The following is a 21,539-nucleotide window of genomic DNA, read 5'->3' as shown; positions in this document are numbered from 1 at the left end:
TCCCGGGCCGCGTCGCCCGGCCTTATCTCCTGGTCCCAAAGCCGCTGTGGAGGTGGGTCCATCGGCCGACGCGCGCCCAGGCCTCCGAGGTGATCATGTGAGTTGTCACTCGACGAGCCGAGGAGGAGACATGCGGGTGGAGCAGGTGGACTGGGTCGACATCCCGGCCGGGGTGCTGCGTCGGGGAACTCCGGTCGACGAGATGGCGGCGGTTGCCCGCCGCTACGCCGACACCGGGGTACCAGTGGAGTGGTACATGAAGGAAGCCCCGCGCGCGGACATCCACGTCCCGGCCTTACGGATCGCCCGTACACCGGTCACGGTCGGCCAGTGGGCACTCTTCGCGGCGGCCACCGGCCGATCTGCCTCCCAGGCGCCTGCGGACCACCCGCTCACCGGGATCACTTGGGAGGCGGCGACGGCCTACTGCCTGTGGCTCGGGGACCGGCTTGGCCTCGGGGTGCGGCTGCCCACGGAGGACGAGTGGGAGCGCGCCGCGCGGGGAGACGATGGCCGGGAGTTCCCTTGGGGCGAGGAGTACCGCCCCGGCCTGGCCAATCTGGTGGACCTCGGTACCGGTACTACGATGCCGGTCGGTTCGTTCCCCGAGGGCGCCAGCCCGTTCGGGGTGTTGGACATGGCGGGCAACGCCGATGAATGGACCTCCACCCTCTACGCTCCCTACCCCGGCGCGCCCGCCGAGGTGCCGAGCACCGAGCACTGGGCCTTTGACCGGCACATCACCCGAGGCGGCGCCTTCTGCCACGATCGGGATTTGGCCCGGTGCGCCCGTCGGCACGGCGCCTACGAGGCGGATCTCGAAGCGATCGGCGTGGGCTTCCGCCTGGCCGCACCAGCCAGGTAAGACCGGACACTGTGTTGACATCACACGACGGACGGCGGCCTCAGATGGTGTGCTTCCTCTACCAGCCATGCACATTCCGTACGCCCACCGGCCGCAGGTCAGCGCGGATCAGACTGAGGAATCAAGCCGAGCACTCTGAGGCGGGTCCGATCACGGGGTGGCCGAATGCAAGGAGCCCCATCACCCGACAGCCAAACCGGCTTCGCCCGGCGGGCGAAGCCAACCAGCCGTCGGAAGACCGACACAGTGCCCTCACACCTGCGCCACCCGGACCGCCCAGGACAGTCCGACCTCGGCCAGGACCGCGAGCTGATCCTGATCGAGCCGGTCGCGGCGGCTCTTGGTGTTGGACAGCCACACCCCGAGCTTCACCTCCACACCGTCCTCCAGCGTCTCCACATGCCCGCGGGGGACGATCACCCGTTGCTCCCGTTCGGCGTACTGCCGCAACGCCGCCACGCCCAACTGGAACGCCGCAGAACCCCCACCAGCGGCTTTCCCTGCACCCGGCGCTGCGCCCGCACCGCCCTCCGCCGACTGGCGATCACCTGAACGAGACTCCCGTTCGATCGACACGTCCCACGATCGGTACGACAGTGGCTTCTTGGCGCCGTGCCCGTTGCGGACGGCTCTCAGGCCGTACGGGCCTCGGCGAGGTAGTCGGCCAGGGCGCGGGTGGTCCAGTGGTCGGTGCCGAAGGTGGCGGTGAGGCCGGTGAGCGCCGACTCGTAGAGCGGGACGGCCCGGTCAAGGTCGCCGGTCAGCTGGTACAGCCGGGCCAGACTTCCGCTGCTGATCAGAGTGTCGGGGTGGTCAGCGCCCAGTCGGCGGGTGCGCTGCTCCAGGACGGTGGTGAACAGTTCTTCGGAGCGGTCGAAAGCACCCGTGTCCCGCAGGGCCGTGGCCAGGTTGTGACGGTAGGTCATGGCCGCGATGCCCTCTGGCTCGGAGAGCTCCTCCTGGGTGGCGAGGGCCTCCTCCAGCAGCGCCACGGCGCCGGGTGCGTTCCCGGCCCGCATGAGGCAGGTTGCGTAGCCGGAGAGAGTGGACAGGGTGTCGGGGTGCCGGCTGCCCAGGACCTCCCGGCGCTGTTGGAGGGTGGTCTCGAACAGCTCGGCGGCGGTCGTGAGGTCGCCGGTCAAGTCGTAGGCGGAGGCCAGCAGATTCCGGTTTGCCAGGGTGTCGGCGTGCAGCACGCCCAGGATCTGCTCGCGCTGGACCAGGGTCCTGCGGCAGAGCTCCAGGCCCGCCTCCTGCTCTCCCGTCTTGAAGAGCATGTAGGCGAGGTTGCTCTGGCTCCGCAGGGTGTCGGGGTGGTCCTCGCCGAGGATCCGCACGCGCTTCTCCGCAACCTTCCGGTAGATCCGGGAGGCTTCCTCCCGTTGCTCGGCGGCGTCCAGGGCGTAGCCGAGGTTGCTGAGGCACTCCAGCGCCTTCGGGTGGTCCGCCCCCACCTGGCGGACCGTGTCGGCCAGCGCCTTGCGGTAGGTGGCGATGGCCTCCGCGGATCGCCCCGCGCCCTCGTAGGCCCCGGCCAGGTTGTTCCGGACGGTGGCTGCGTTGAGCTGCAGGGGCGCCGAGTACTCCTGCTTCCATTGGACTAGGCCGCCGTGCTCGTGGCGGAGCAGGTCCTCGTAGATCTCGATCGCCCGATCGAACTGGTGGCCGTTCTCGTAGGTGGTGGCCAACCTGTTCCGCAGCGTGAGCGTCCGGGGGTGATCGGGGCCGAGATGTGCGGTGCTGTCGGCCACCGCCGCGGCGAACCCGTCTTCCGCGCGCTGCAGTTGGCCGCGCGCCAGATGGACCTCCGCGAGGCTCGCCCGGATGTGCAGGGTGATGAGGTCCCCGCGGCCGAGCACCCGGGTGGCCCGTTCCACGAGCTCCTCCAGGAGGTCGGCCGCGGCCTCGAGCCGGCCCGCCGCCATGAGCGAGGTGACGACCGAGCCGCGGGCGTTCAGGGTGAACGGATGGTCGGCGCCGAAGCCGTCGGCGGCCTGCCGGGCGTAGGCCTCGAAGAGCGGGAGCGCCCGGACGGTCTGGCCGCGCTCATGGAGGTGCAGCGCGGTGTCGGTGAAGAGCTGGGCAGGCCCGGGGTGGTAGGTGCCGGGGTCGGTGGTGGAGAGAGCGGTCGCGTGTGCTGCGAGCCGGGCGAGTTGGACGGTGTCGGGCTTCTTCTCCGGCCCGTTGGGGTACACGGCTGCAAGCAGGATGCGCTCGGCGGCCTCCCGTCCGCGCGGTGCGGGAGGCGGCCCGTCTGCGGTGGCCCGCGTGGTCGCTTCGCGGGTGGCCCGGTCGCGCAGCACCTTCTGCACCAGCCGGTGGACGGTCACCTCCTCCAGGGAGAGGGTGACCATGCTGTAGGCGCGCAGCAGACCGAGCGCCGTTCTCATTTGGACCGGACCGGCGGTGAGGTCGGCCAGCAGCTCCCGGGGGAGGCCGTCGGGGTCGAGCCAGGCCAGGGTGTGGAGCAGCTCGATGGAGAGTGGGTTGCTCTCGGCCAGCGCGGTCAGGGTCAGAGCCCAGACGCCGGCGACGGTCTGCTCGTCGCGGGCGTGGTCGAGGGCGGCCTCGTCCAGGAACTCGTGGAGGCTGCTTCGGTACGCCTCGATGCTGGTCATCGTCTGGTCCATGTAGGCGCCGGCCTGTTCCAGGGCGAGTGGCAAGTCGCCGAGTTCCCCGGCGAGCTGGCCGGCGTGCCACTCCTCCTTCGGGGAGGCGAACGGTACCCAGGACCCGATCAGCGCCACGGAGTCGGTGCGGGGGAGGACACTGAGGCCGACGAACCGTACCTGGCGCTGCCAGCCGGTGGCGTACCGGCTGGTGATCAGATGGTGTCCGCGCGGGAGGCTGCCCAGGAGGTCCCCCAGCAGGGCCGGTTCCTCCACGTTGTTGTGGACCAGGAGCCACCTGTCGTGCTGTTGCAGCCAGGCCCTGGCCCAGGCGGCCCGGGCGGAGAGCGACGGCTCCGTGCCCGTCCAGTGCGGGCTCAGCCGCTCGGCGATCGCGGCAAGGGCCGCCTCGGTAGCCCCGGGGGCGGCGGAGTCGATCCACCAGACCAGGTCGTACGACTCGCTGTGCAGGTGAGCGTACTGCAGGGCCAGCTCGGTCTTGCCGACCCCGCCCAGGCCGTGCACGACCACGGCCGGAGTGCCGGTGCCCCGGGCCAACTCGGCCCGCACCTCGGCCAGCTCGGCCGTCCGGCCGGTGAAGGTGTGTTTCCGGGCGCGCAGGGACACCACGCCACGGGCCTCGGTGTCGGCGGCGTCGCGCACCGCACTGGCGGGCAGCACCGTGGTCCGGATGGTCACCGAACCGTGGATGCTGCCGCCGGCGGCTACCGACGCGATGCCCTCGGCATGGACCGAGTACGCCACGGAGTCGATCACGTCTCCGTTCGCGACGATCGCGCCGGTGCTGCCCTGCAGCCCAGTGCTTGCCTGCTGCCCGCGGTCGGCGTCGTGCCGGCCGGTGTCGGCGTCCTGTTCCCCGGCATCCACGGGCTCCTGCACAACACCGGTGTCCTGCTGAGGCGTCTTCTTCCAGAACCAGGTCACGGGCGGTACTTCGTCCGGGAGTCCTTCACGTTGCCGCGCGCGACGATGGCACCGCTGCTGCCGTTCATCCCGGTGGCAGGGGCGGGCCCGGGAGCCGGGGCGGGGGGCGAGCCGTGTACGAAGGTCGAGGAGCCGGTCACATCCCCGCCCGCCACGATCGCCCCGCCGCTTCCGGTCATCGGCTCGACTGGCGGGACCGGGAGAGCCGGGGGAGTGGATGTGGGTGTGGTGGTGCGCAGTTGCCACAGCGACACGACGACGGCGGCGACACCGGCCACGGCGCCCACCGCGCCCCACGCCTGTCCGGCGCCGTCCGGGTGCGCGGCCGTCACCCACCACACCAGCCCCGCCGCTGTAGCCGCGCCCACGACGCCGAGTCCCCACCAACACGCCCGCTGCCAGCCGGTCATACCCGTCATCGTTCCCCCACCGGCATGATCACGTACGCCCAACTCAGCTCTGAAGCCAAGTTGTTGCACACCCCGGCCTCACCCCCCCCCGCAACCCGACCTCGACACGCAAGGGGCCGCTACCCGGCAGGTGACGGCCCACACGTGCCCCGGCACTACCCAAGGATCGGGCCGCGCTCGGCGAGCGCCGCGGGGGTCCGCGCCGACTGCCGCTGCCACGCCTGCATAGATCTCCTCGCCCAGTGCCTCGCTGCTGACACGCCCTGGCGGGCCTCGCCGCCCCTGCTCACCCCGGTCTGCTGCGTCCAGTCGCTCAACGTATCGACTCATAGGGCACATGCCCTGTGATCTGCGATGATGTCAACTCCCAGTGCGCAGAAGCGCCCTTACGCTGAATCGTTGGCGCTGGCACGAAAGATCGATGATCAGGACGCCGTGGCCGACGGTCTGCACGGCACCGCGCAGATGCACCTCGAGAGCGGTGACCTCGAGCAGGCGCGCGTTCACTGGGAGGAGGCGCGGGCGGTCGCGCGTGAGTACGGGCTGCAGAAGGTCCTGGAGGAGAGTGAGGAGGGGCTCGCCTCCCTCCAGGAGGACACCAGGTCTGCGCCCTGAGCCTGGGACCGGGGCGGTCCAGGCGCCTTCGGCAATCGTGTCAGCTGCAGGAGTGGTAGTCGTATCCGGCGGCCCGCTCATTGCCCCTGCGGTCCCGGAACAGGTAGTGACCCCACTGGTCGCGAGTGACGTAGAAGACCCCGTCCGAGTACGGGCCCTGGTACCTCAGCTGCAGCACCTGACCGTCGGCCTCACTGCCGGACACGTACTGCAGGCCGTTGCCGTTCCACCTGTCCACGGCACCCCAGGTCGCCTTGCCCACCGACCCGTCGGCCTCGAGGCCGAACCACCGCTGCAACTTCTTGGTGGCATCCAGGGTGCGCGGCCCGAACACCCCGTCGATGTCCGACTCCGTGAGGAAGTTGTGCGACCACAGGACCCTCTGCCACAGGCAGATGGCGTTGGACCCACGGCTGCCCTCCGGCCCGTTGATCTCCAGGATGCCCTCGTCACCCCAGTCGTCCGTGTACGTGCCGCCCCCGGAGACATAGGGCAGGCCGCTGTAGCTGCCGACCGCCACCGCCGGACTGGTGCTGCCGGCCAGCACTGCGGTGGCCAGCGCGGCCACCGCACAGGCCGCGAACTTGAACCGTGTCCTACTGAAAGACATGCGAACTCCTTGAGTCGTCGAACGAGAAGAGCGAGCCGTACGGGTCGTCCACCGAGCCACGGCCGCGAACGCGGGGCTCAGCAGCCGCCCATGCTGTTGTAGGTGGCGTCGACCCAGCCCCTGGGTGACGAGACCAGCGTGTACAGGCCGTTGGCCCTGTCCCGCCTGAACACGGCCCCGTCCACCGCGCCGCGGTAGGTGACCTGGTCGATGCCGCCGCCCAGGGCGAACGCCGTCAGCCGAGAGGCCGCGTTGCCGAAGGTCTTGTTGCCGACGACACCGTCGGCCGCGGCGGCACCGAGGTACTTCGTCTGCCACTTCTTCGTCGCCGCGGCCGTCGCGGGCCCGAACTTGCAGTCGAAGTCCGCCTGGCTCAGGAAGCCGTCCGCGATGAGAACGGCTTGCCAGGTACCCGTCGCACCGCTGTTGGCGTGCTGGGACGTGGACAGCAGCCCCTCGTCGGCCCAGTCGTCCGTCACTACGTCGAATCCGTTGATGTAGCCCTGCGTGGTGGCGGCCTGGGCCGAGGACGTGGTGCCGACGACCGCGCCCAGGGCCAGCGCGGCTGCTGCGAAGGTGGTGACCGAACGTGCGGACAAGTCGCACATCTCCTTGTGAGCGATGGGGAGAGGGAAGGGAACGGACCACGCCTCGGTCCGTGCACTTCACGAGCCGTAGCGGTGGCGCTCCTCGCTCACTGTGGACCACTCACCTATCCGGACCCTGCACTCCTCCATCCGTCCGCTACTCAGGGACTGTTCGGACCATGCTCCTAGGGGATGGCCAGCTCGGCCCAGATCGTCTTCCCGGATGCGGTGTACCGCGTGCCCCAGCGCTGGGACATCTGGGCGACGAGGAACAGGCCGCGGCCCCCCTCGTCGTCCCGGCGCGCTCGCCGCAGGTGAGGTGCGGTGTGCGCGTTGTCGGAGATTTCGCACAGCAGGCAGCGATCCTTGATCAGCCGCAGCGTGACGGGTCCGGTGGCGTACCGGATGCCGTTGGTGACCAGCTCGCTCACCACGAGCGCGGCGGTGAACGACAGTTCGGACAGGCCCCAGGTCGCCAGTTGGCGCTCGGTGAGCGTGCGGGCACGAGCCACCATGGCGGGGTCGGGTGGCAGCTCCAGGTCCGCCACCCGGTCGGCGTCGAGACGCCGGGTGCGGACGAGCAGCAGGGTGGCGTCGTCCGCCTGCGGTCCGGGTGGCAGGGCCGACAGCGCCCTGTCACACAACTCCTCCACCGGGCATCGCTGCCAGGTGAGGATCTGGGCCAGGCGGTCGATTCCGCTGTCGATGTCGGTGCGGCGGTCCTCCACGACACCGTCGGTGAAGAACGCCACCACGCTGCCGCTGGAGAGATTCAGCTCGACGTTCTCGTAGGGCAGGCCCCCCAGCCCCAGGGGCGGCCCCGGCGCCAGCGCGGACAAGGCCACCGCGCCGTTCGCATCGGCCACGATCGGCGGGGGATGGCCCGCGCTCGCCCACACGCACCGGCCGCTGACCGGGTCGTAGATCGCATAGAGGCAGGTCACCCCGAGCGCCTCGTTGCTCAGATCGTCGTCCGCGTGGGATTCCGAGTCCTGCGCGACCAGGTCGTCCAGCCGCGTCAGCAGCTCGGCGGGATCCAGGTCCAGCAGGGCCAGAGTCCGTACGGTGGCGCGCAACCGGCCCATGGCCGCTGCCGCGTGTACGCCGTGGCCCACCACGTCGCCGACGGTCAGGCCCACTCTGGCACCGGACAGCGGGATCACGTCGAACCAGTCGCCGCCCACGCCCACGCGGCTGTCGGCAGGCAGGTAGCGGTACGCCACGTCGACCGCGCTCTGCTCGGGCAGGTGCTGCGGCAGCAGGCTTCGCTGCAGTACCAGGGCCGCCGCATGCTGGCTGGTGTAACGGCGGGCGTTGTCGATGCCGACGGCGGCCCGCTCGGCCAGTTCCATGGCGAGTGCCTGCTCCTCGGCGCCGAAGGGGTCGGGGTTGCCGCTGCGCCGGAAGGTGGCCAGACCCAGGACCGCGTCTCGGGTGAGCAGCGGGACGAAGAGACAGGAGTGCGAGGCGGCCGATCCCCTCTCGCCCGGCGCCTCGGGCGGGCAGGCGTCGACGACGGGGCGGCTGGTGACCAGGCTCAGAGCCTGCGGTGACGAGGGCGGATAGGAGACGGGACTGGTCCGGAACTCTTCCGGTGTCCGGCCGTGCATCCGGAGCAGACTGTGCCCCGGCGCCGAACCCGTGGGCGGCTGCCGTCCCTCGATGACCGCCGGCGGCAGGTCCACCAGTACCTCGTCGGCCAGCTGCGGTACCGCCACGTCGGCGAGTTCTGCGGCCGTACGACGTACGTCCAGCGAGGCGCCGATGCGCTTTCCCGCCCGCACCAGCAGTGACAGGCGTTCCTGGGCGCGGTAGCGGTCGGTGATGTCCAGGGACTCCTCGAACAGTCCCAGCGGTTCGCCGCGGGCGTCCACCAGCCGGTGGTAGGAGCAGGACCAGACGTGCTCGCGCACCGGGTCGGCGGGGGCGCGCCCGCGATAGTGCATGCCCAGGATCGGTTCCCCCGTCGTCATCACGTGCTCCATGATCTGGTCTTCGTCCGGAGGGTGGTGACGGGAGATGAACTCGCCCTCGGGAAAGAGATCCGCGGCCGGCCGGCCGATGTACTGGGCGACCCCCGCCAGCTCCAGATCGGTGGAGACGTTCCCCCAGACGACGCGCCGGTCGGTGTCGAAGATCGTCAGGCCCACGGACGACTCGGTCGCCAGTCCCTGCAGCATCGCCAGCTGCACCTCCCAGCCGCGCAGCGCCTCCAGGTCGGCCGCGACGACGACGGTCGCGGCGGCGCCCCGGTGCGTGAGCGGGCTGAACGTCACGGCCGCGCGCAGGGTACGTCCGTCCCCGCAGCGGAGGTCCAGCACCGCGCTGCGGGGCTCGTGCGCCCTGCAGAGGGTGGACAGCCGCGGCCCGGGGGCCGCTGCCAGCAGCCGGGCGGCCGGCAGGCCGAGCACATCCTCGGGCGCGTGTCCCAGGAGGCGCTGGGCCGAGGATCCCCACCCGCAGATGCGGCCTTCGGCGTCCAGTACCGCGGCGGCGGCCTTGGAGAGGTCCAGAGGACTACGGAAATCGACGTTGGCCGCATTCGGAAAACGATCCATGGCACCGCTTCCCTTCGTGCCCCCTCAGCATCCCGTGCCGCACGACGGACGACAACCGCACGCGCGCCCGACCGAAGGACGACGAGGGGACCGCTGCCGGGCGCGGGGCCGGGAGTGGGGCCGGGCGTGGGGTGAGCCGCGTCGCATCGGAGCGGGCGACCTTGCTATGCAACGAGTTGCATAGCAGGATCGGCGTCATGGCGCTCGAACACGCGATCCTGGTGTCGCTGCTGGAGAAGCCGGGTTCCGGTTATGAACTCGCCCGGCGTTTCGATCGGTCCATCGGCTACTTCTGGACCGCGACCCACCAGCAGATCTACCGCGTGCTCAAGCGCATGGAGGACGATGGCTGGGTCGACGTGCGGGATGTCCCGCAGCAGGGCCGGCCGGACAAGAAGGAGTACTCCGTCGCCGATCTCGGCCGGGCCGCGCTGTCCTCCTGGTTGCACGATCCGATCGAGCCGGAGAGCGTCCGCCACGACCTGGCCGTGAAGATCCGGGGCGCCGCCTTCGACGACCCGACCGGCCTGATCCGCGAAGTGGAGCGGCACCGGCAGGCGCACCGGGACCGGCTGGCGCACTACCTCGCCGGAGAGGCACGGGACTTCACCGGGCCCGAGGCGAGCGCGGCCGGGCCGCAGGCGCCGCTCGACGCGGAACGCGAACTCCAGCACGCCGTACTGCGCGGCGGCATCGCGTACGAGCGGATGATGATCGACTGGCTGGACGACGTGCTGGCCACGCTGGCCCGCTTCGGTCCGGGCCGCTGATCGCCGCCGTACGCCGCAGACCCTCCCGATCCGGCCGTCCAGCCGTCGGATCTCCGATTCCCACCCGTCCACCAGCCGAAAGGCGTCATTCCCATGGCTGACCAGCTGCTGTTCAACCCGCGCACGTACGATCCCGCGCACTTCGACCCCGAGACGCGCCGCCTGCTGCGTGCCACCGTCGACTGGTTCGAGGAGCGCGGGAAGCGGCGGCTGATCGAGGACTACCGGACCCGAGCATGGCTCGGCGACTTCCTCGCCTTCGCGGCGAAGGAGAACCTCTTCGCCACCTTCCTGACGCCGTCGTCCGCCGCGGGGGAGGCGGAAGGGGACAAGCGGTGGGACACCGCCCGGATCGCCGCGCTCAACGAGATCCTGGGCTTCTACGGCCTCGACTACTGGTACGCCTGGCAGGTCACGATCCTCGGCCTCGGCCCGGTCTGGCAGAGCGACAACGCCGCCGCCCGCACCCGCGCCGCGGAACTCCTCGCCCAGGGAGAGGTGTTCGCGTTCGGCCTGTCCGAGAAGACCCACGGCGCCGACATCTACTCCACCGACATGCTGCTCGAGCCCGACGGCGACGGCGGTTTCCGCGCCACCGGCTCCAAGTACTACATAGGCAACGGCAACGCCGCCGGACTCGTCTCCGTCTTCGGCCGCCGGACCGACGTCGAGGGCCCCGACGGCTATGTGTTCTTCGCCGCCGACAGCCGTCACCCCGCCTACCACCTGGTCAAGAACGTCGTCGACTCCTCGAAGTTCGTCAGCGAGTTCCGCCTGGAGGACTACCCGGTAGCGGCCGAGGACGTCCTGCACACCGGCCGCGCCGCCTTCGACGCCGCCCTCAACACCGTCAACGTCGGCAAGTTCAACCTGTGCACCGCCTCCATCGGCATCTGCGAGCACGCGATGTACGAGGCCGTCACCCACGCCCACAACCGTGTCCTCTACGGCCGCCCGGTCACCGCCTTCCCGCACGTGCGGCGCGAGTTGACCGACGCGTACGTCAGGCTCGTCGGCATGAAGTCCTTCAGCGACCGCGCTGTCGACTACTTCCGCTCCGCCGGCCCGGACGACCGCCGCTACCTGCTCTTCAACCCGATGACGAAGATGAAGGTGACCACGGAGGGCGAGAAGGTCATCGACCTGATGTGGGACGTCATCGCGGCCAAGGGCTTCGAGAAGGACAACTACTTCGGCCAGGCCGCCGTGGAGATCCGCGGTCTGCCGAAGCTCGAGGGCACGGTCCACGTCAACCTGGCGCTGATCCTGAAGTTCCTGCGCAGCCACCTCCTCGACCCGGTCGAGCACCCCGCCGTGCCGACCCGCCTCGACGCGGCCGACGACGACTTCCTGTTCCGGCAGGGACCGGCCCGGGGCCTCGGCTCGGTGCGCTTCCACGACTGGCGGCCCGCTTTCGACGCGTACACCCACCTGCCCAACGTGGTCCGCTTCCGCGAGCAGGCCGACGCGCTGTGCGAGTTCGTCACCACGGCCGCCCCCGACGCGGAGCAGAGCCGCGACCTCGACCTCCTCCTCGCGGTCGGTCAGCTCTTCGCCCTCGTCGTGCACGGGCAGCTCGTCCTGGAGCAGGCCGCCCTCACCGGACTCGACGAGGACGTCCTCGACGAACTCTTCGCCGTCCTCGTGCGGGACTTCTCCGCGCACGCCGTCGAATTGCACGGCAAGGACTCGGCGACGGAGCGGCAGCAGGCCTGGGCGCTGGGTTCGGTCCGGCGGCCGGTCGTCGACGAGGCGCGCACGGAGCGGGTCTGGCAGCGGGTCGAGGCGCTGTCCGGCGCGTACGAGATGGCCCCGTAGTCGCGCCGTACGCATCACCGGTGGCCGGTCCGCGTGGGACCGGCCACCGGTCTGTCAGGGGTCAGCCGAACGTGAGAAGGCCGGCGTCGACCACAGCGCGGCCGTAGGGGCTCGCGAGTTCCGCGAGACGCTCACAGCCGGCGTCACCGAGGGCGGCGTAGGCGGGAAGGGCCAGCCGGTCGGTGCGGTCCTCGATGTGCCGGCGCAGGCGTACGCCTTCCGGGCTGAGCGAGTCGCCCTCGAGCAGGCCCCGCTCGCGCAGACGCTCCCGGGTGCCGGCCCACTCCTCCTCGGGCCAGGCGCGGGTCGCCTTGAGCATGGAGACGGGAACCTCACCGGTCGCGGCGTGCAGGATCAGGGCCTCCAGGCCCCCGACGCCCTCGCTCACCAGGCAGGCGACATGGCCGTCTCCGCGGAACTCCCGGAGCAGCGTCTGGGCGTGCCACAGCTGCGGTACCGGCTCGTCCGGCCAGGGCAGTGCGGCATGCGCGGCGAACAGCGGGCGGCCCTGCGTGTGTTCGCAGGCCGCCTCGGCTGCCCGGCGGGCCAGCGCCAGCACCTCGTCCAGGTCGGGCAGCTCGTGGATTCCCGCCCGCCGCAGGGCTTCGTCCGCCGCGGCGTACCGCGCGTCCAGCACCTGCTGCGGCGTCGTCGCGTCCCAGACCCCGTCGACCGCCCCCCGCACGACATCGGGGTTGAAGTTGTAGAAGGTCGAGATGATCAGCTCGGCGGACGCCCGGCCGAGCGCCGCGCTCCGCGAGGTGAAGTAGCCGGCTCGTCCGCTCAGTCCCAGGTCCGCGTACCGTCGCCTCCCCTCGGGGACGAAGTAGATCATGGCGTGCAGCGGCTCGAGGCGGCGCCAGGCCGCACGTGCTGTCTTCATGGGGTACCTCCTCGGATGGTCGGCGAACGGGGTGGTGGCTGCGGTTCCGTACGCGCCGTGCGCTCGCAGGTGCCGGAGCGGCAGGCGGCTCGGCGTGCCGGCGCGGTCATTCGGCCGCGGCGAGCAGCCGTGCCTCGCCCTCCTCGTACAGCCGCCGGTTCTCGCGGCTGTCGGCAGGGCGGCGCCGGTGGTCCAGCCGGCTGCCCAGCCACCCCGCCAGGTAGCCGAACGGGATGGAGACCAGTCCGGTGGACTGCATCGGGAACAGGTCGAAGTCGGCGTCCGGGAAGACGGCGGACGGTGTGCCCGACACGGCCTTGGAGAAGACCGTGAGCAGCAGCGCGCAGGCCGCGCCGCCGTAGAGGGTGGCCAGCAGGCCGGTGCGGGTGAATCCTCGCCAGAACAGGGAGTAGGTGAGCGCGGGCGCCACCGCGGACGCCCCCATGCAGACGGCGAGAGTGGTCAGCACGCCGACGTCCCAGTTCTGCACCAGGGTGGCGAGCCCGATGGCAAGGGTTCCCACCGCCACGCTCGTCCACGCCGCCACCGTCATCTCCGTACGCGGCTCGGCCTGTCCTCGCCGCGCCGCGTGGGCGAACAGGTCGTGGGCGAGCGACGAGGCCGCGGCCAGGGTCATCCCCGCGACCGACGACAGCAGGGTGATGAACACCATGCCCGCCACGGCCGAGTAGAGGATCGTCGAGCCCGCCGAGGCGGGGGCTCCGCCGAGCACCTGCGACAACATGAGCACCGACGTTCTGCCGTGCGGGTCGGCCGCGGTGATGTACCGCGACCCCACCAGTGCCGCCGCCCCCGTACCCATGACGATCACGAGCAGGCAGAACGTGGTGACCGTGCCCACCGCCCACGACATGGAGCGCCGCACGGCCGGCACGTCCTGCGCGGAGTACAGGCGCATCGTGATGTGGGGCAGACAGGCCACGCCGAGCACCACGGTGATCTGAAGACTTGCGAAGTCCAGCCGGTCGACGGCCGAGGTGCCCAACTGCAGGCCCTGCTGCAGGAAGGCGGGACCCGCGCCGCTGCCGTGCTGGGCCGCCGTGAGGACCTCGCCGAAGTTCCAGTCGAAGCGGTTCAGCACGAGAGCGGCGACGACGGCGCTGGTGCCGAGCAGGATCACGATCTTGATCATCTGGATGAGCGCGGTGCCTCGCATGCCGCCGAGCGCCGCGTAGATGATCATCAAGCTGCCGACGATGACGATGCACGCCGTCCTGGCGCCCGCCACCTGCGGGATGTCCAGGATGAAGGTGAGCAGCGATCCGGCCCCGGAGAGCTGGACGACCAGGAAGGGCAGGGTCGCCGACAGCGTCACCACGCAGGCCGCGATACGCACGGCCCGTCCGGGCATGTTGCGCGCCAGGACGTCGCCCATGGTGAACAGGCCGGCGTTGCGCAGGGGTTCGGCCAGCAGGAACATCAGCAGCACCAGGGACAGGGCGGTGCTGACCGCGAGGACGTAACCGTCGTATCCGGCGAGCGCGACGATGCCGGTGGTGCTCAGCACCGTGGCCGCCGAGATGTAGTCGCCGGCGATCGCCAGGCCGTTCTTCAGCGGGGTGAGTGAGCGGTAGCCGGTGTAGAAGTTCGTCAGGTCGTCGCGGTCCGGTCCCGCCACCACGCACATCAGCAGTGTGACGGTGACCAGTGTGGTGAACAGGAGGAGGACGATGGTCTGCGTCCCGGAGCTGAAGTCGTTCATCTCGCCGCCTCCGCGCTCCGGCGGGTGGAGGCCGCCTGCTCCCTGACGACGCGGGCCAGGGGATCCACCGAGCGTTGTGCACTGCGCCCGTACCAGAAGACCGCAGCGAAGGTGACGACGAGCTGGAGCACCCCCAGGGCCATCCCCAGGCTCAGCTCTCCGGCGACCTTCGTCCCCATCAGGCCGGGCGCGGAGCAGGACAGCGCGACGTACACCACGAAGGAACCGAACGCGGTCAGCGTGGAGATCCGGCGGAGCAGGCGGTAGGCCGAGCGCAGGGCGCCGAGGTCGGCACCGCGCCGGGGGGTCCCCTGGGCGTACGGTTCGTCCCACGGGGCTTGCCGGTACGACTCGTACCGAGAGCCGTTGTGTCCGTACCACTGGGGTTCGTTGTAGGGCGGCGGCCATCCTGTTTCTGAGGGCGGGTACCGGTTCTCGTCGCCGAATGTCATTGCAGGGCCTTCCGCTACAGCTGGGATCCGTGGAGGTGGACGGTGCGGGAATGGTGTGGCGGCGCACGATACCGACTGGTTGGAATGCCTGTAAGGCCACTGAGGGTCACGTTTCGGGTTCGGAACGGCGTCACGACGGCGGACCCGGCCACCGTGGTTTCGAAGGCCGAGTACCGCGGCGGCCCCGCGGTTCACGGTTCGCCCCCGCGGCTCGCCCCTCTTCCGAGACGGCCACGGACAGGGGCGGAACGTCCGCAGCCGCCGCACGAGCCGAGGCGCCGAGCGGGGGGAAAATGAGGCATGGGCACGACGGACTCCTCCCGAGCAGGCGACGGCCGGTCCGTGGCGGGCCCCGCCGCGCCGCCCAGTGGCCTGCTCGACCTTCTCAGCGTCGCCGCGGTGGTGCTGAACGCGCAGGGACAGGTGGTCTTCTGGAGCCCGAAGGCCGAGGAGCTGTTCGGCTACACCCCGGCGGAGGCGCTGGGTCAGGACGCGGCTCGGCTGACGGTCCACGAGGAGCACCAGGACGAAGTGATCAGGCTGTTCGCCGAGGTCATGGAATCCGGCACCGACTGGGCCGGGGCCTTCCCGATCCGGCACAAGGACGGCAGCACCCGCCTGGTGGAGTTCCGCAACATGCGGCTGCTGGACGACCTCGGTGACGTCTACGCCCTGGGCCTGGCCGCGGACCAGGCCACGGTGGAGCGGGTCGAGCGCAATGCCGCCCTGGCCATGCGTCTGGTGTCCCAGTCCCCGGTCGGGCTGGCCATCCTGGACCCGGACCTGCGGTACCTGGCCATGAATCCGGCCCTCGAACGCATCACCGGCCAGTCCGCCGCCGAGCGTCTCGGCCGGTCGGTCGGCGAGATCCTGACCTTCCTGGACACGGACCCCGAGGCACGTCTGCGCCGGGTCCTGGAGACGGGCGAGTCGGTCGTGGACCGGAACATCGTCTGCCGTCCCCCCGCCGACCCGGACCACGAGCACGCCTGGTCCGTCTCGTACTACCGACTGGAGGACTCCGGTGGGAAGGTGCTGGGCCTGGCCTACTCCGTCATCGACGTCACCGAGCGTCATCGAGCCGCCGCCGAGGCGGCACGGGCCCGGCAACGGCTGGCACTGATCGCCGGGGCTTCCGTTTCCGTGGGGACCACCCTCGACCTGGAGACGACGGCGCGCGAACTCACCGACGTCGTCGTACCGGCCCTGGCCGACGTGGCAGCCGTGGACATACTCGACAGCGCCCTCGACGGCCGGACCGCGCCCCGCGAGGGCCCGGCCCTCTTCCGCGCCCTCGCCATCAGCGCGGCCCACTCCACCGAGGCGGTCCGCGCGGTCGGCCCGCCGGGAGGACTCGCCCCCTACGACAGCGACCGCCTGATCACCCAGTGCGTACGCACCCGCCAACCGGTACTGGTGCCGCACACCAGCGCTCGGGACCTGGGCCGCATCGCCCGGCACGGTGAGGCCGCCTCCCTCCTCGCGACGGCCGGGGTGCACTCCTACCTCGCCGTACCGCTCATGGCCCGGGGCGAGATCCTCGGCGTCCTCGCCCTCGCCCGCACCCGGAACCCCGCGCCCTTCGACGACGACGACACCCTGCTCGCCACGGAGCTGGCCGCCCGAGCCGCGGTCTGCATCGACAACGCCCGCGGCTACCAGGCCCAACGGCACGCGGCCCTCACCCTCCAGCGGAGCCTGCTTCCCGACCCCCCGACCCACCTGCCGGGCCTCGAGGTCGCCTGCCGCTACCAGCCCGCGGGCGCCATGAGCGAGATCGGCGGCGACTGGTACGACGCCATACCTCTCCGAGGGGACAAGACCGCCCTGGTCGTCGGGGACGTCATGGGCAGCGGCATCAATGCCGCCGCCACCATGGGGCAACTCCGCACGGCGGCCCGCGCCTTCGCCGAACTCGACCTCGCCCCCGCCGAGGTCCTGCGACACCTCGACCACCTGGCCGAGAGCACCGAGCAGACCATCACCACCTGCATCTACTGCGTCTACGACCCTCACCAGGGCCAGTGCCGGATCTGCCGCGCCGGCCATCTGCCCCCGGCCCTGACGCGTGCCGGCCAAGCGGCGCACCTGATCGACCTGCCCGCCGGCGCACCGCTGGGTGTCGGCGGGGTCCCCTTCGAGGCCGCCACCATCGCCTTCCGCCCCGGCGACGAGCTGGCTCTCTACACCGACGGTCTGGTCGAGACCCGAAGCGAACCCATCGACGCCCGCCTGGACACCCTCCTGGACGCCCTCACCGCGACACGTGGGCACGACCTGGAACGCACCTGCGACCGCGTCCTGGAGATCCTGCGGCCGCCCGGCGGCGAGGACGACGTCGCCCTGCTCATCGCCCGGGCCCAGGCCTGAAACCCAGGACCGCGAGGGCCGGGCCGATCAGCCGGCCTTCCACTGCGGCCACTGCTCCAGCGCGGTGCTGACGCGGTCCGTCAGGGGTGGGAGGACATGGCTCGCCTGCTCGTAGGCGGCGAAGAGCTGCTCCACCATCTTCGTGTTGCGCTGCACGTCGTCCGTCTTCGAGTCGAGCACGGACGTGCACTCGCGGGCCGCGTCCCGGCTCTTGGCCAGCAAGGTGGACCATGCGCGGCCCAGCTCGGGGTCGGGTACGCCCAGGTGGCGTCGGGCGGTGGCCGTGTCGCGGGTGAGGCCGGTGCAGACGGGGCGCAGGGCGTCACCGTCGACGGCACCGGTCTCGGCGTCCGTCGACTCCTTGAACCACTTGCCGAGTTCGGTGTAGCGAGAGGCCAGGGCGACGATGTCGGCCTGGCCGCTCATCTTGAACCAGGCCAGCAACTGGAAGCCGCGCACCCGCTCACCGGTGCCGGCGGCCGGGGGACGGTCTGGCACCGCCAGGGCCGTACCGTCGCCCGTCACCGACCGCGCGGCGACGACGGACGACACGACGGCCAGGACCGCGACGGCGCCCACGGCGATCCGGACCGGCCACGACCCTCGTACGGCTTCGGCGGGCACCGAAGGCCTCGCGGCGCGGGGGAGCCGGGCCAGGGGAGTGGCGGCCAGAGCGGCGCCGAACAGCGCCGGTGCGGCCGTCTGCACCAGGAGTTCGGTCAACGACCACGAGGCGTCGGGCAGCCAGTGGCAGGTGTTGCCCATGACCCGCAGCGGACCCAGACAGCCGTCTGCGGACTGGAGCACGAACTGCCCTGCCAGCGCGATGATCTGGGCGATGCCGGCGGCGGCCAGAGCGCGAGGCAGCCGGTGGGTGCGGGTGGTCGCGGCGACGACGGCCGCCGTCACGGCCACGCCCGCCCACAGGGCGACGGTCCGCCACCACATGTAGACGACTCCGAAGGCGACGCCCCGCTCGTCGAGCGGAGGGCGCCAGGAGTGGACGTACGCCATCACCGCCGCCACGGCCGCGACGCCGAGCACGCCCCCGGCCAGCCCGGCGAGGACCGTGGACCGCAGCCCCGTCGCTCGTGGCCGCCTCAGCAGCAGCACTGCCGGATACACCCACAGCACCACCGCGGCCGCCGCGATCAAGGGAGTCGAACCCGCGACGCTCGCGCTCACGAGAGCCGTGGCGATCCAGGGCAGCACCGACGCGTACTGCTCGTACCGGTCCCAGGGGCCGGGGAGGGACTCGCGGACGTGTTGCTCAAGACCCCCCGCCTGGTACAGGTCACCGGCCAGCCACAACTGGCCCTCGCCCATCCACCAGCCGAGGCCGGCCGCCGCCACGACGCACCCCGCGGCGGCCGCGACGAGCACCGCCCGGCGCAGCGCGGGCGGCGTGCCCGGGGTGTCCCGCAGACGCAGCCGGGCGCACTGGGCCAGCCAGCAGACGTAGACCACGGCGCCGAGGAACGGGAAGAGCAGGGGTTCCAGATGTGTGGGCCACCAGCGGGGGCCGATGTCCGTCCCGGACAACAACTCCCCGCAGACCAGGCCGAGTCCGAGTGCCAGGCCCGCCCGTACACCCGAGGGGCCGGGGGTGCCCCGGTGCGCGGCGAACAGGGCCGCGCGCCAGACCGAGACCGTCAGGAGTGCCGCCGCCAGCCCCCCGACGAGCCAGGCGGCCGGACGCACGTCCCACAGGACGCTCAGCGCGTTCCCGGTGACCAGGGTGACCGCGCCGAGGAGGAACAAGGGTACGTCCGTCAGCGCGAACAGGCCCGCCGGATCTCCGAGTACGCGGCACCGTTCCTCCCAGGAGGGATGACTGCGCCACGGCGCCGAGAGGCTCCGCGCCGGGCGGCCCCGGGGCGCGGCGCCCTCGGCCCGCCCTCGCCAGACGCCGGGATCGGCACCGAGGGCCACGGCCGCCCGGTCGGCGTACAGCTCGCGGTGGCGCAGGGTGTCGGCGCGGGCCAGGACGACCAGCAGGAACAGGAAGGCGGCGGTCGCGACCTCCCTGACCATGTACGGCCGGGCCGCCGGCCAGAACACGGCGTCGGCGCCCATGAACCAGCCGAAGTGCGCCGCGACGAGGCTCCCGCCGACCACGAGGGTGAACGGGACGGCGGCCAGGACGAGGAAGGCCCGCCAGAGTGCCGTCACGGCGTAGGCGATGTCCACGTCCCGATGGCGCAGATGGGCCAGTTCGTGCAGGACCACGGCCCGGAAGCGGGCCGGGTCGGACCGGCGGACGTGCAGCAGACCGTTGTTGAGGCAGAGGGTGCGCCTGCCCGCCCGGCCGAAGACCACCGCGCCGGCGTCGAGGGCGGCCAGGTCGACCACGAGGTCGGGCAGGGCGCGCACTCCGGCGATCCCGGCCAGCCGGGCCACCTCGGCCCGGATCTCGCCCTGCGGGTCGCGGCCGTGCAGCGGTACCAGACCGCGCCGCCGCCGCTTCCAGCGCGGCAGCAGCAGGTAGACGGCCGCGGCCGCCAGCAGGACGGCGGCGCTGCCGGCCAGGCCGTACCACTCCGGCGTCACGGGGGCGCCCTCGGCGCACTCCTTGATCGCCTCTGCCTGGGCGTTGCTCCGCGTCGCGTTGTCGATGAGGTTGCCGCCCGGGTCGTAGCCCGCCGCGAACTCGCAGAGGAACCCGACGTTCTGGTCGGGGTACGGCCGCAGGATGCCGCTCAGCATCTCGAGCGTGGCCGCCGCCATCGCGACGACCAGGACGAGGAAACGCAGCGTGGTCCCGGCGGGCAGCACGCCCGGGTCGGGGGCCGACGGCACGGGGGCCGACGGCAGGGGGGCCTTGCGGGGCTCGGCCGCCTCCGCGAACCCGTTCACCGGGCCGCTCCGTCCTCCTGGCGACCACCACCGCCACCCGGCTCACCGGGCTCGTCCGGCGTACCGGGCTCGTCCGTACCGGGCTCACCGGACTCGCCTGACTCACGCGCCTCACCTGCTGCCGCATGCGCGCTTGCCTCACCGGCCGCACCCGACGCGCCCGACGCGCCGGCCGCACCAGCCTCACCCGACGCGCCCGGCTCACCGGCCTCGGCGTCCTGCGGGTCTTCCGCCCCCGCCAAGGCCAGCCGTGCGACCACGCTGTCCGCGAGGGCATCGGCGTCGGCGCCGGAGAGGCCGCGCCGTAACGCCGCCTCCCGCACCCGCCGCCGTACGGCCGCCAGCTGCTCCCGGTCGAGGTCGGGCACCTCGGGCGGGGTGGCTCGGCGGCGGGCGGACGGGCGCAGCCGGCCGAGGGCGGCCGTGGCCCGGTTCATCAGCCGCCCGGTTCCGTCCGTGACGGCGGCGCGGCACGCCTCGTCGACGGCCAGCAGCACCAGGGGCGTGATCAGCGTCGCGATGTCGTCGAGGCCGAAGCCCAGCGGGTCGGCCCGTCCGCCCGAGGACGCCCGCCGCATCCGCCGTACCACCAGGCCGTAGTCCAGACCCGCCAGATCCTCGATCAACCGGCTTTCCGCCGGCGCGTGGCGGCCGACGACGTCCCGCACCACGTCCAGCACGGTCGCACGCATGCGTCCGCCCCCCTCCCTGCCCATCCGCACGGACCCGCCGACCAGGATGCCCCAGCGGGCACGACCATGGACAGACGGCACGTGACTCTCCGTGCGCCCCCGCCGAGCGCCCTCTTCCGGTGTGCCACGTCGGGGGGTGGCGACCCCGTGGGGCGAACCTGGGTCCAGCTGGACCACCCTCGACCCGCGCGCCGTTCCCGCGCCCCTCGAATACTGGACGTATGGAGCACAACAGCGAACTCGGCGACTTCCTCCGCTCCCGGCGCGCCCGCCTCACCCCCGACACCGCCGGGCTGCCGCCGGGCCCCGGCGCCCGCCGTGTCCCCGGGCTCCGGCGGGAGGAGGTCGCGCACCAGGCCGGCGTCAGCACGGACTGCTACACCCGCCTCGAACCCGCGGGGCGGGGGCGGGCGACCGACGTCGACGCGCTGCCGTACCGGGAGCGCGACTTCGCGCGGTTCGTGCTCCTCGACCCGGCCCCCCGCGAGCGGTACGACAACTGGGACGAGGCCGCCGAGATCGTCGTCGCCGATCTGTGCCTGGCCGCGGCCCGCCACCCCGACGACCGGCAGCTGAACGAGCGCATCGGCGAGTTCCTCGTCAAGGTGGAGGGCCCCCTCCGCACCCGCCCCGGTCCCGGCCCGGACGGAAGAGACCCGATGAGGACGAGCGCCGTGCCGCCGGGCGGCCGGGTGAAGCCGTCCGCCACCCGGCCGTTCGCGCCCGCTCGGGGTAGGAGTGAAGTGATGACCGGAACACTGAGGTGAGCGAGTGCG

The 21,539-nt window shown here is 71.8% G+C and carries 17 protein-coding genes; 6 read left to right on the top strand and 11 right to left on the bottom strand.

Translation table 11 applies throughout. The features are described from left to right. Window positions 1–130: 130 nt before the first annotated feature. Window positions 131–865 carry a formylglycine-generating enzyme family protein gene (locus ACZ5CW_RS06145; RefSeq protein ID WP_468598824.1) on the top strand — a complete coding sequence of 245 codons (735 nt, stop codon included), beginning with the start codon at window positions 131–133 and terminating at the stop codon, window positions 863–865. A gap of 252 nt (window positions 866–1,117) precedes the next feature. Here ACZ5CW_RS06145 and ACZ5CW_RS06140 read toward each other — a convergent pair whose 3' ends face one another. From ACZ5CW_RS06140 to ACZ5CW_RS06130, 3 genes are read right to left on the bottom strand one after another with little or no spacing between them, the layout of a single operon-like run. Continuing rightward, complete coding sequence (locus tag ACZ5CW_RS06140; protein ID WP_468598822.1) at window positions 1,118–1,441, bottom strand: helicase associated domain-containing protein; 324 nt, start codon at window positions 1,439–1,441, stop codon at window positions 1,118–1,120. Window positions 1,442–1,497: 56 nt separating this feature from the next. Continuing rightward, the gene (fxsT, locus tag ACZ5CW_RS06135; protein WP_388935705.1) at window positions 1,498–4,419 is read right to left on the bottom strand and encodes an FxSxx-COOH system tetratricopeptide repeat protein; all 2,922 of its coding nucleotides are present in this window, start codon (window positions 4,417–4,419) and stop codon (window positions 1,498–1,500) included. Then, complete coding sequence (locus tag ACZ5CW_RS06130) at window positions 4,416–4,829, bottom strand: hypothetical protein (RefSeq protein ID WP_388935708.1); 414 nt, start codon at window positions 4,827–4,829, stop codon at window positions 4,416–4,418. Before ACZ5CW_RS06130 ends, fxsT begins: the two co-directional genes overlap by 4 nt. A 399-nt stretch (window positions 4,830–5,228) precedes the next feature. Between ACZ5CW_RS06130 and ACZ5CW_RS06125 the strand changes: the two genes are divergently transcribed. After that, window positions 5,229–5,444 carry a hypothetical protein gene (locus ACZ5CW_RS06125; protein WP_468598820.1) on the top strand — a complete coding sequence of 72 codons (216 nt, stop codon included), beginning with the start codon at window positions 5,229–5,231 and terminating at the stop codon, window positions 5,442–5,444. A 40-nt stretch (window positions 5,445–5,484) separates the two neighbouring features. Here the strand turns inward: ACZ5CW_RS06125 and ACZ5CW_RS06120 are convergent, their stop codons facing one another. The 3 genes from ACZ5CW_RS06120 to ACZ5CW_RS06110 form a co-directional block, all read right to left on the bottom strand. Continuing rightward, window positions 5,485–6,054, bottom strand: a complete 570-nt coding sequence (locus ACZ5CW_RS06120) for a peptidoglycan-binding domain-containing protein (protein WP_468598818.1) — start codon at window positions 6,052–6,054, stop codon at window positions 5,485–5,487. Window positions 6,055–6,131: 77 nt separating this feature from the next. After that, entirely contained in the window at window positions 6,132–6,653 is a 522-nt protein-coding gene (locus ACZ5CW_RS06115) for a peptidoglycan-binding domain-containing protein (RefSeq protein ID WP_468598816.1), read from the bottom strand. Between the two features lie 173 nt (window positions 6,654–6,826). Beyond that, the gene (locus tag ACZ5CW_RS06110) at window positions 6,827–9,199 is read right to left on the bottom strand and encodes a SpoIIE family protein phosphatase (protein WP_468598814.1); all 2,373 of its coding nucleotides are present in this window, start codon (window positions 9,197–9,199) and stop codon (window positions 6,827–6,829) included. A gap of 197 nt (window positions 9,200–9,396) precedes the next feature. Between ACZ5CW_RS06110 and ACZ5CW_RS06105 the strand changes: the two genes are divergently transcribed. Beyond that, on the top strand, window positions 9,397–9,969 hold the full coding sequence (locus ACZ5CW_RS06105) for a PadR family transcriptional regulator (protein ID WP_468598813.1): 573 nt from the start codon (window positions 9,397–9,399) through the stop codon (window positions 9,967–9,969). 93 nt (window positions 9,970–10,062) lie between these two features. Next, on the top strand, window positions 10,063–11,787 hold the full coding sequence (locus ACZ5CW_RS06100; protein WP_468598811.1) for an acyl-CoA dehydrogenase family protein: 1,725 nt from the start codon (window positions 10,063–10,065) through the stop codon (window positions 11,785–11,787). 61 nt (window positions 11,788–11,848) lie between these two features. Here the strand turns inward: ACZ5CW_RS06100 and ACZ5CW_RS06095 are convergent, their stop codons facing one another. From ACZ5CW_RS06095 to ACZ5CW_RS06085, 3 genes are all read right to left on the bottom strand, one after another. Beyond that, a complete protein-coding gene (locus tag ACZ5CW_RS06095; RefSeq protein ID WP_468598809.1) occupies window positions 11,849–12,670 on the bottom strand; it encodes an SCO6745 family protein in 822 nt (273 codons plus the stop codon). 106 nt (window positions 12,671–12,776) lie between these two features. Next, the gene (locus ACZ5CW_RS06090) at window positions 12,777–14,393 is read right to left on the bottom strand and encodes a sodium/solute symporter (protein ID WP_468598807.1); all 1,617 of its coding nucleotides are present in this window, start codon (window positions 14,391–14,393) and stop codon (window positions 12,777–12,779) included. Continuing rightward, window positions 14,390–14,845, bottom strand: a complete 456-nt coding sequence (locus tag ACZ5CW_RS06085) for a DUF485 domain-containing protein (RefSeq protein ID WP_468598805.1) — start codon at window positions 14,843–14,845, stop codon at window positions 14,390–14,392. Before ACZ5CW_RS06085 ends, ACZ5CW_RS06090 begins: the two co-directional genes overlap by 4 nt. A gap of 300 nt (window positions 14,846–15,145) precedes the next feature. Between ACZ5CW_RS06085 and ACZ5CW_RS06080 the strand changes: the two genes are divergently transcribed. After that, window positions 15,146–17,215: a SpoIIE family protein phosphatase gene (locus ACZ5CW_RS06080; RefSeq protein WP_468598803.1), complete on the top strand. Its 2,070-nt coding sequence runs from the start codon at window positions 15,146–15,148 to the stop codon at window positions 17,213–17,215. 27 nt (window positions 17,216–17,242) lie between these two features. Here ACZ5CW_RS06080 and ACZ5CW_RS06075 read toward each other — a convergent pair whose 3' ends face one another. Further along, on the bottom strand, window positions 17,243–20,071 hold the full coding sequence (locus ACZ5CW_RS06075) for a M48 family metalloprotease (RefSeq protein WP_468598801.1): 2,829 nt from the start codon (window positions 20,069–20,071) through the stop codon (window positions 17,243–17,245). After that, window positions 20,068–20,763 (bottom strand): hypothetical protein, encoded by a 696-nt coding sequence (locus ACZ5CW_RS06070; protein ID WP_468598799.1) that lies wholly within the window; start codon window positions 20,761–20,763, stop codon window positions 20,068–20,070. The genes ACZ5CW_RS06075 and ACZ5CW_RS06070 overlap by 4 nt, the downstream gene beginning before the upstream one ends. A 221-nt stretch (window positions 20,764–20,984) precedes the next feature. Here ACZ5CW_RS06070 and ACZ5CW_RS06065 point away from each other — a divergent pair, with 221 nt between their 5' ends. Next, complete coding sequence (locus tag ACZ5CW_RS06065; protein ID WP_468598797.1) at window positions 20,985–21,530, top strand: MmyB family transcriptional regulator; 546 nt, start codon at window positions 20,985–20,987, stop codon at window positions 21,528–21,530. Window positions 21,531–21,539: the final 9 nt, after the last annotated feature.

The organism is Streptomyces sp. NPDC031379 (assembly GCF_055569615.1).
Note: the sequence above shows the minus strand (reverse complement) of the source record. Positions and strands in the feature narration are given on the sequence as shown.

Bases quoted from the DNA above. Each gene is read 5' to 3' on its own strand.
- ACZ5CW_RS06145 (WP_468598824.1), top strand. From the start codon at position 131: ATGCGGGTGGAGCAGGTGGACTGGGTCGACATCCCGGCCGGGGTGCTG.
- ACZ5CW_RS06130 (WP_388935708.1), bottom strand. From the start codon at position 4,829: ATGACCGGCTGGCAGCGGGCGTGTTGGTGGGGACTCGGCGTCGTGGGC.
- ACZ5CW_RS06120 (WP_468598818.1), bottom strand. From the start codon at position 6,054: ATGTCTTTCAGTAGGACACGGTTCAAGTTCGCGGCCTGTGCGGTGGCC.
- ACZ5CW_RS06110 (WP_468598814.1), bottom strand. From the start codon at position 9,199: ATGGATCGTTTTCCGAATGCGGCCAACGTCGATTTCCGTAGTCCTCTG.
- ACZ5CW_RS06105 (WP_468598813.1), top strand. From the start codon at position 9,397: ATGGCGCTCGAACACGCGATCCTGGTGTCGCTGCTGGAGAAGCCGGGT.
- ACZ5CW_RS06100 (WP_468598811.1), top strand. From the start codon at position 10,063: ATGGCTGACCAGCTGCTGTTCAACCCGCGCACGTACGATCCCGCGCAC.
- ACZ5CW_RS06095 (WP_468598809.1), bottom strand. From the start codon at position 12,670: ATGAAGACAGCACGTGCGGCCTGGCGCCGCCTCGAGCCGCTGCACGCC.
- ACZ5CW_RS06090 (WP_468598807.1), bottom strand. From the start codon at position 14,393: ATGAACGACTTCAGCTCCGGGACGCAGACCATCGTCCTCCTCCTGTTC.
- ACZ5CW_RS06085 (WP_468598805.1), bottom strand. From the start codon at position 14,845: ATGACATTCGGCGACGAGAACCGGTACCCGCCCTCAGAAACAGGATGG.
- ACZ5CW_RS06080 (WP_468598803.1), top strand. From the start codon at position 15,146: ATGGGCACGACGGACTCCTCCCGAGCAGGCGACGGCCGGTCCGTGGCG.
- ACZ5CW_RS06070 (WP_468598799.1), bottom strand. From the start codon at position 20,763: ATGCGTGCGACCGTGCTGGACGTGGTGCGGGACGTCGTCGGCCGCCAC.
- ACZ5CW_RS06065 (WP_468598797.1), top strand. From the start codon at position 20,985: ATGGAGCACAACAGCGAACTCGGCGACTTCCTCCGCTCCCGGCGCGCC.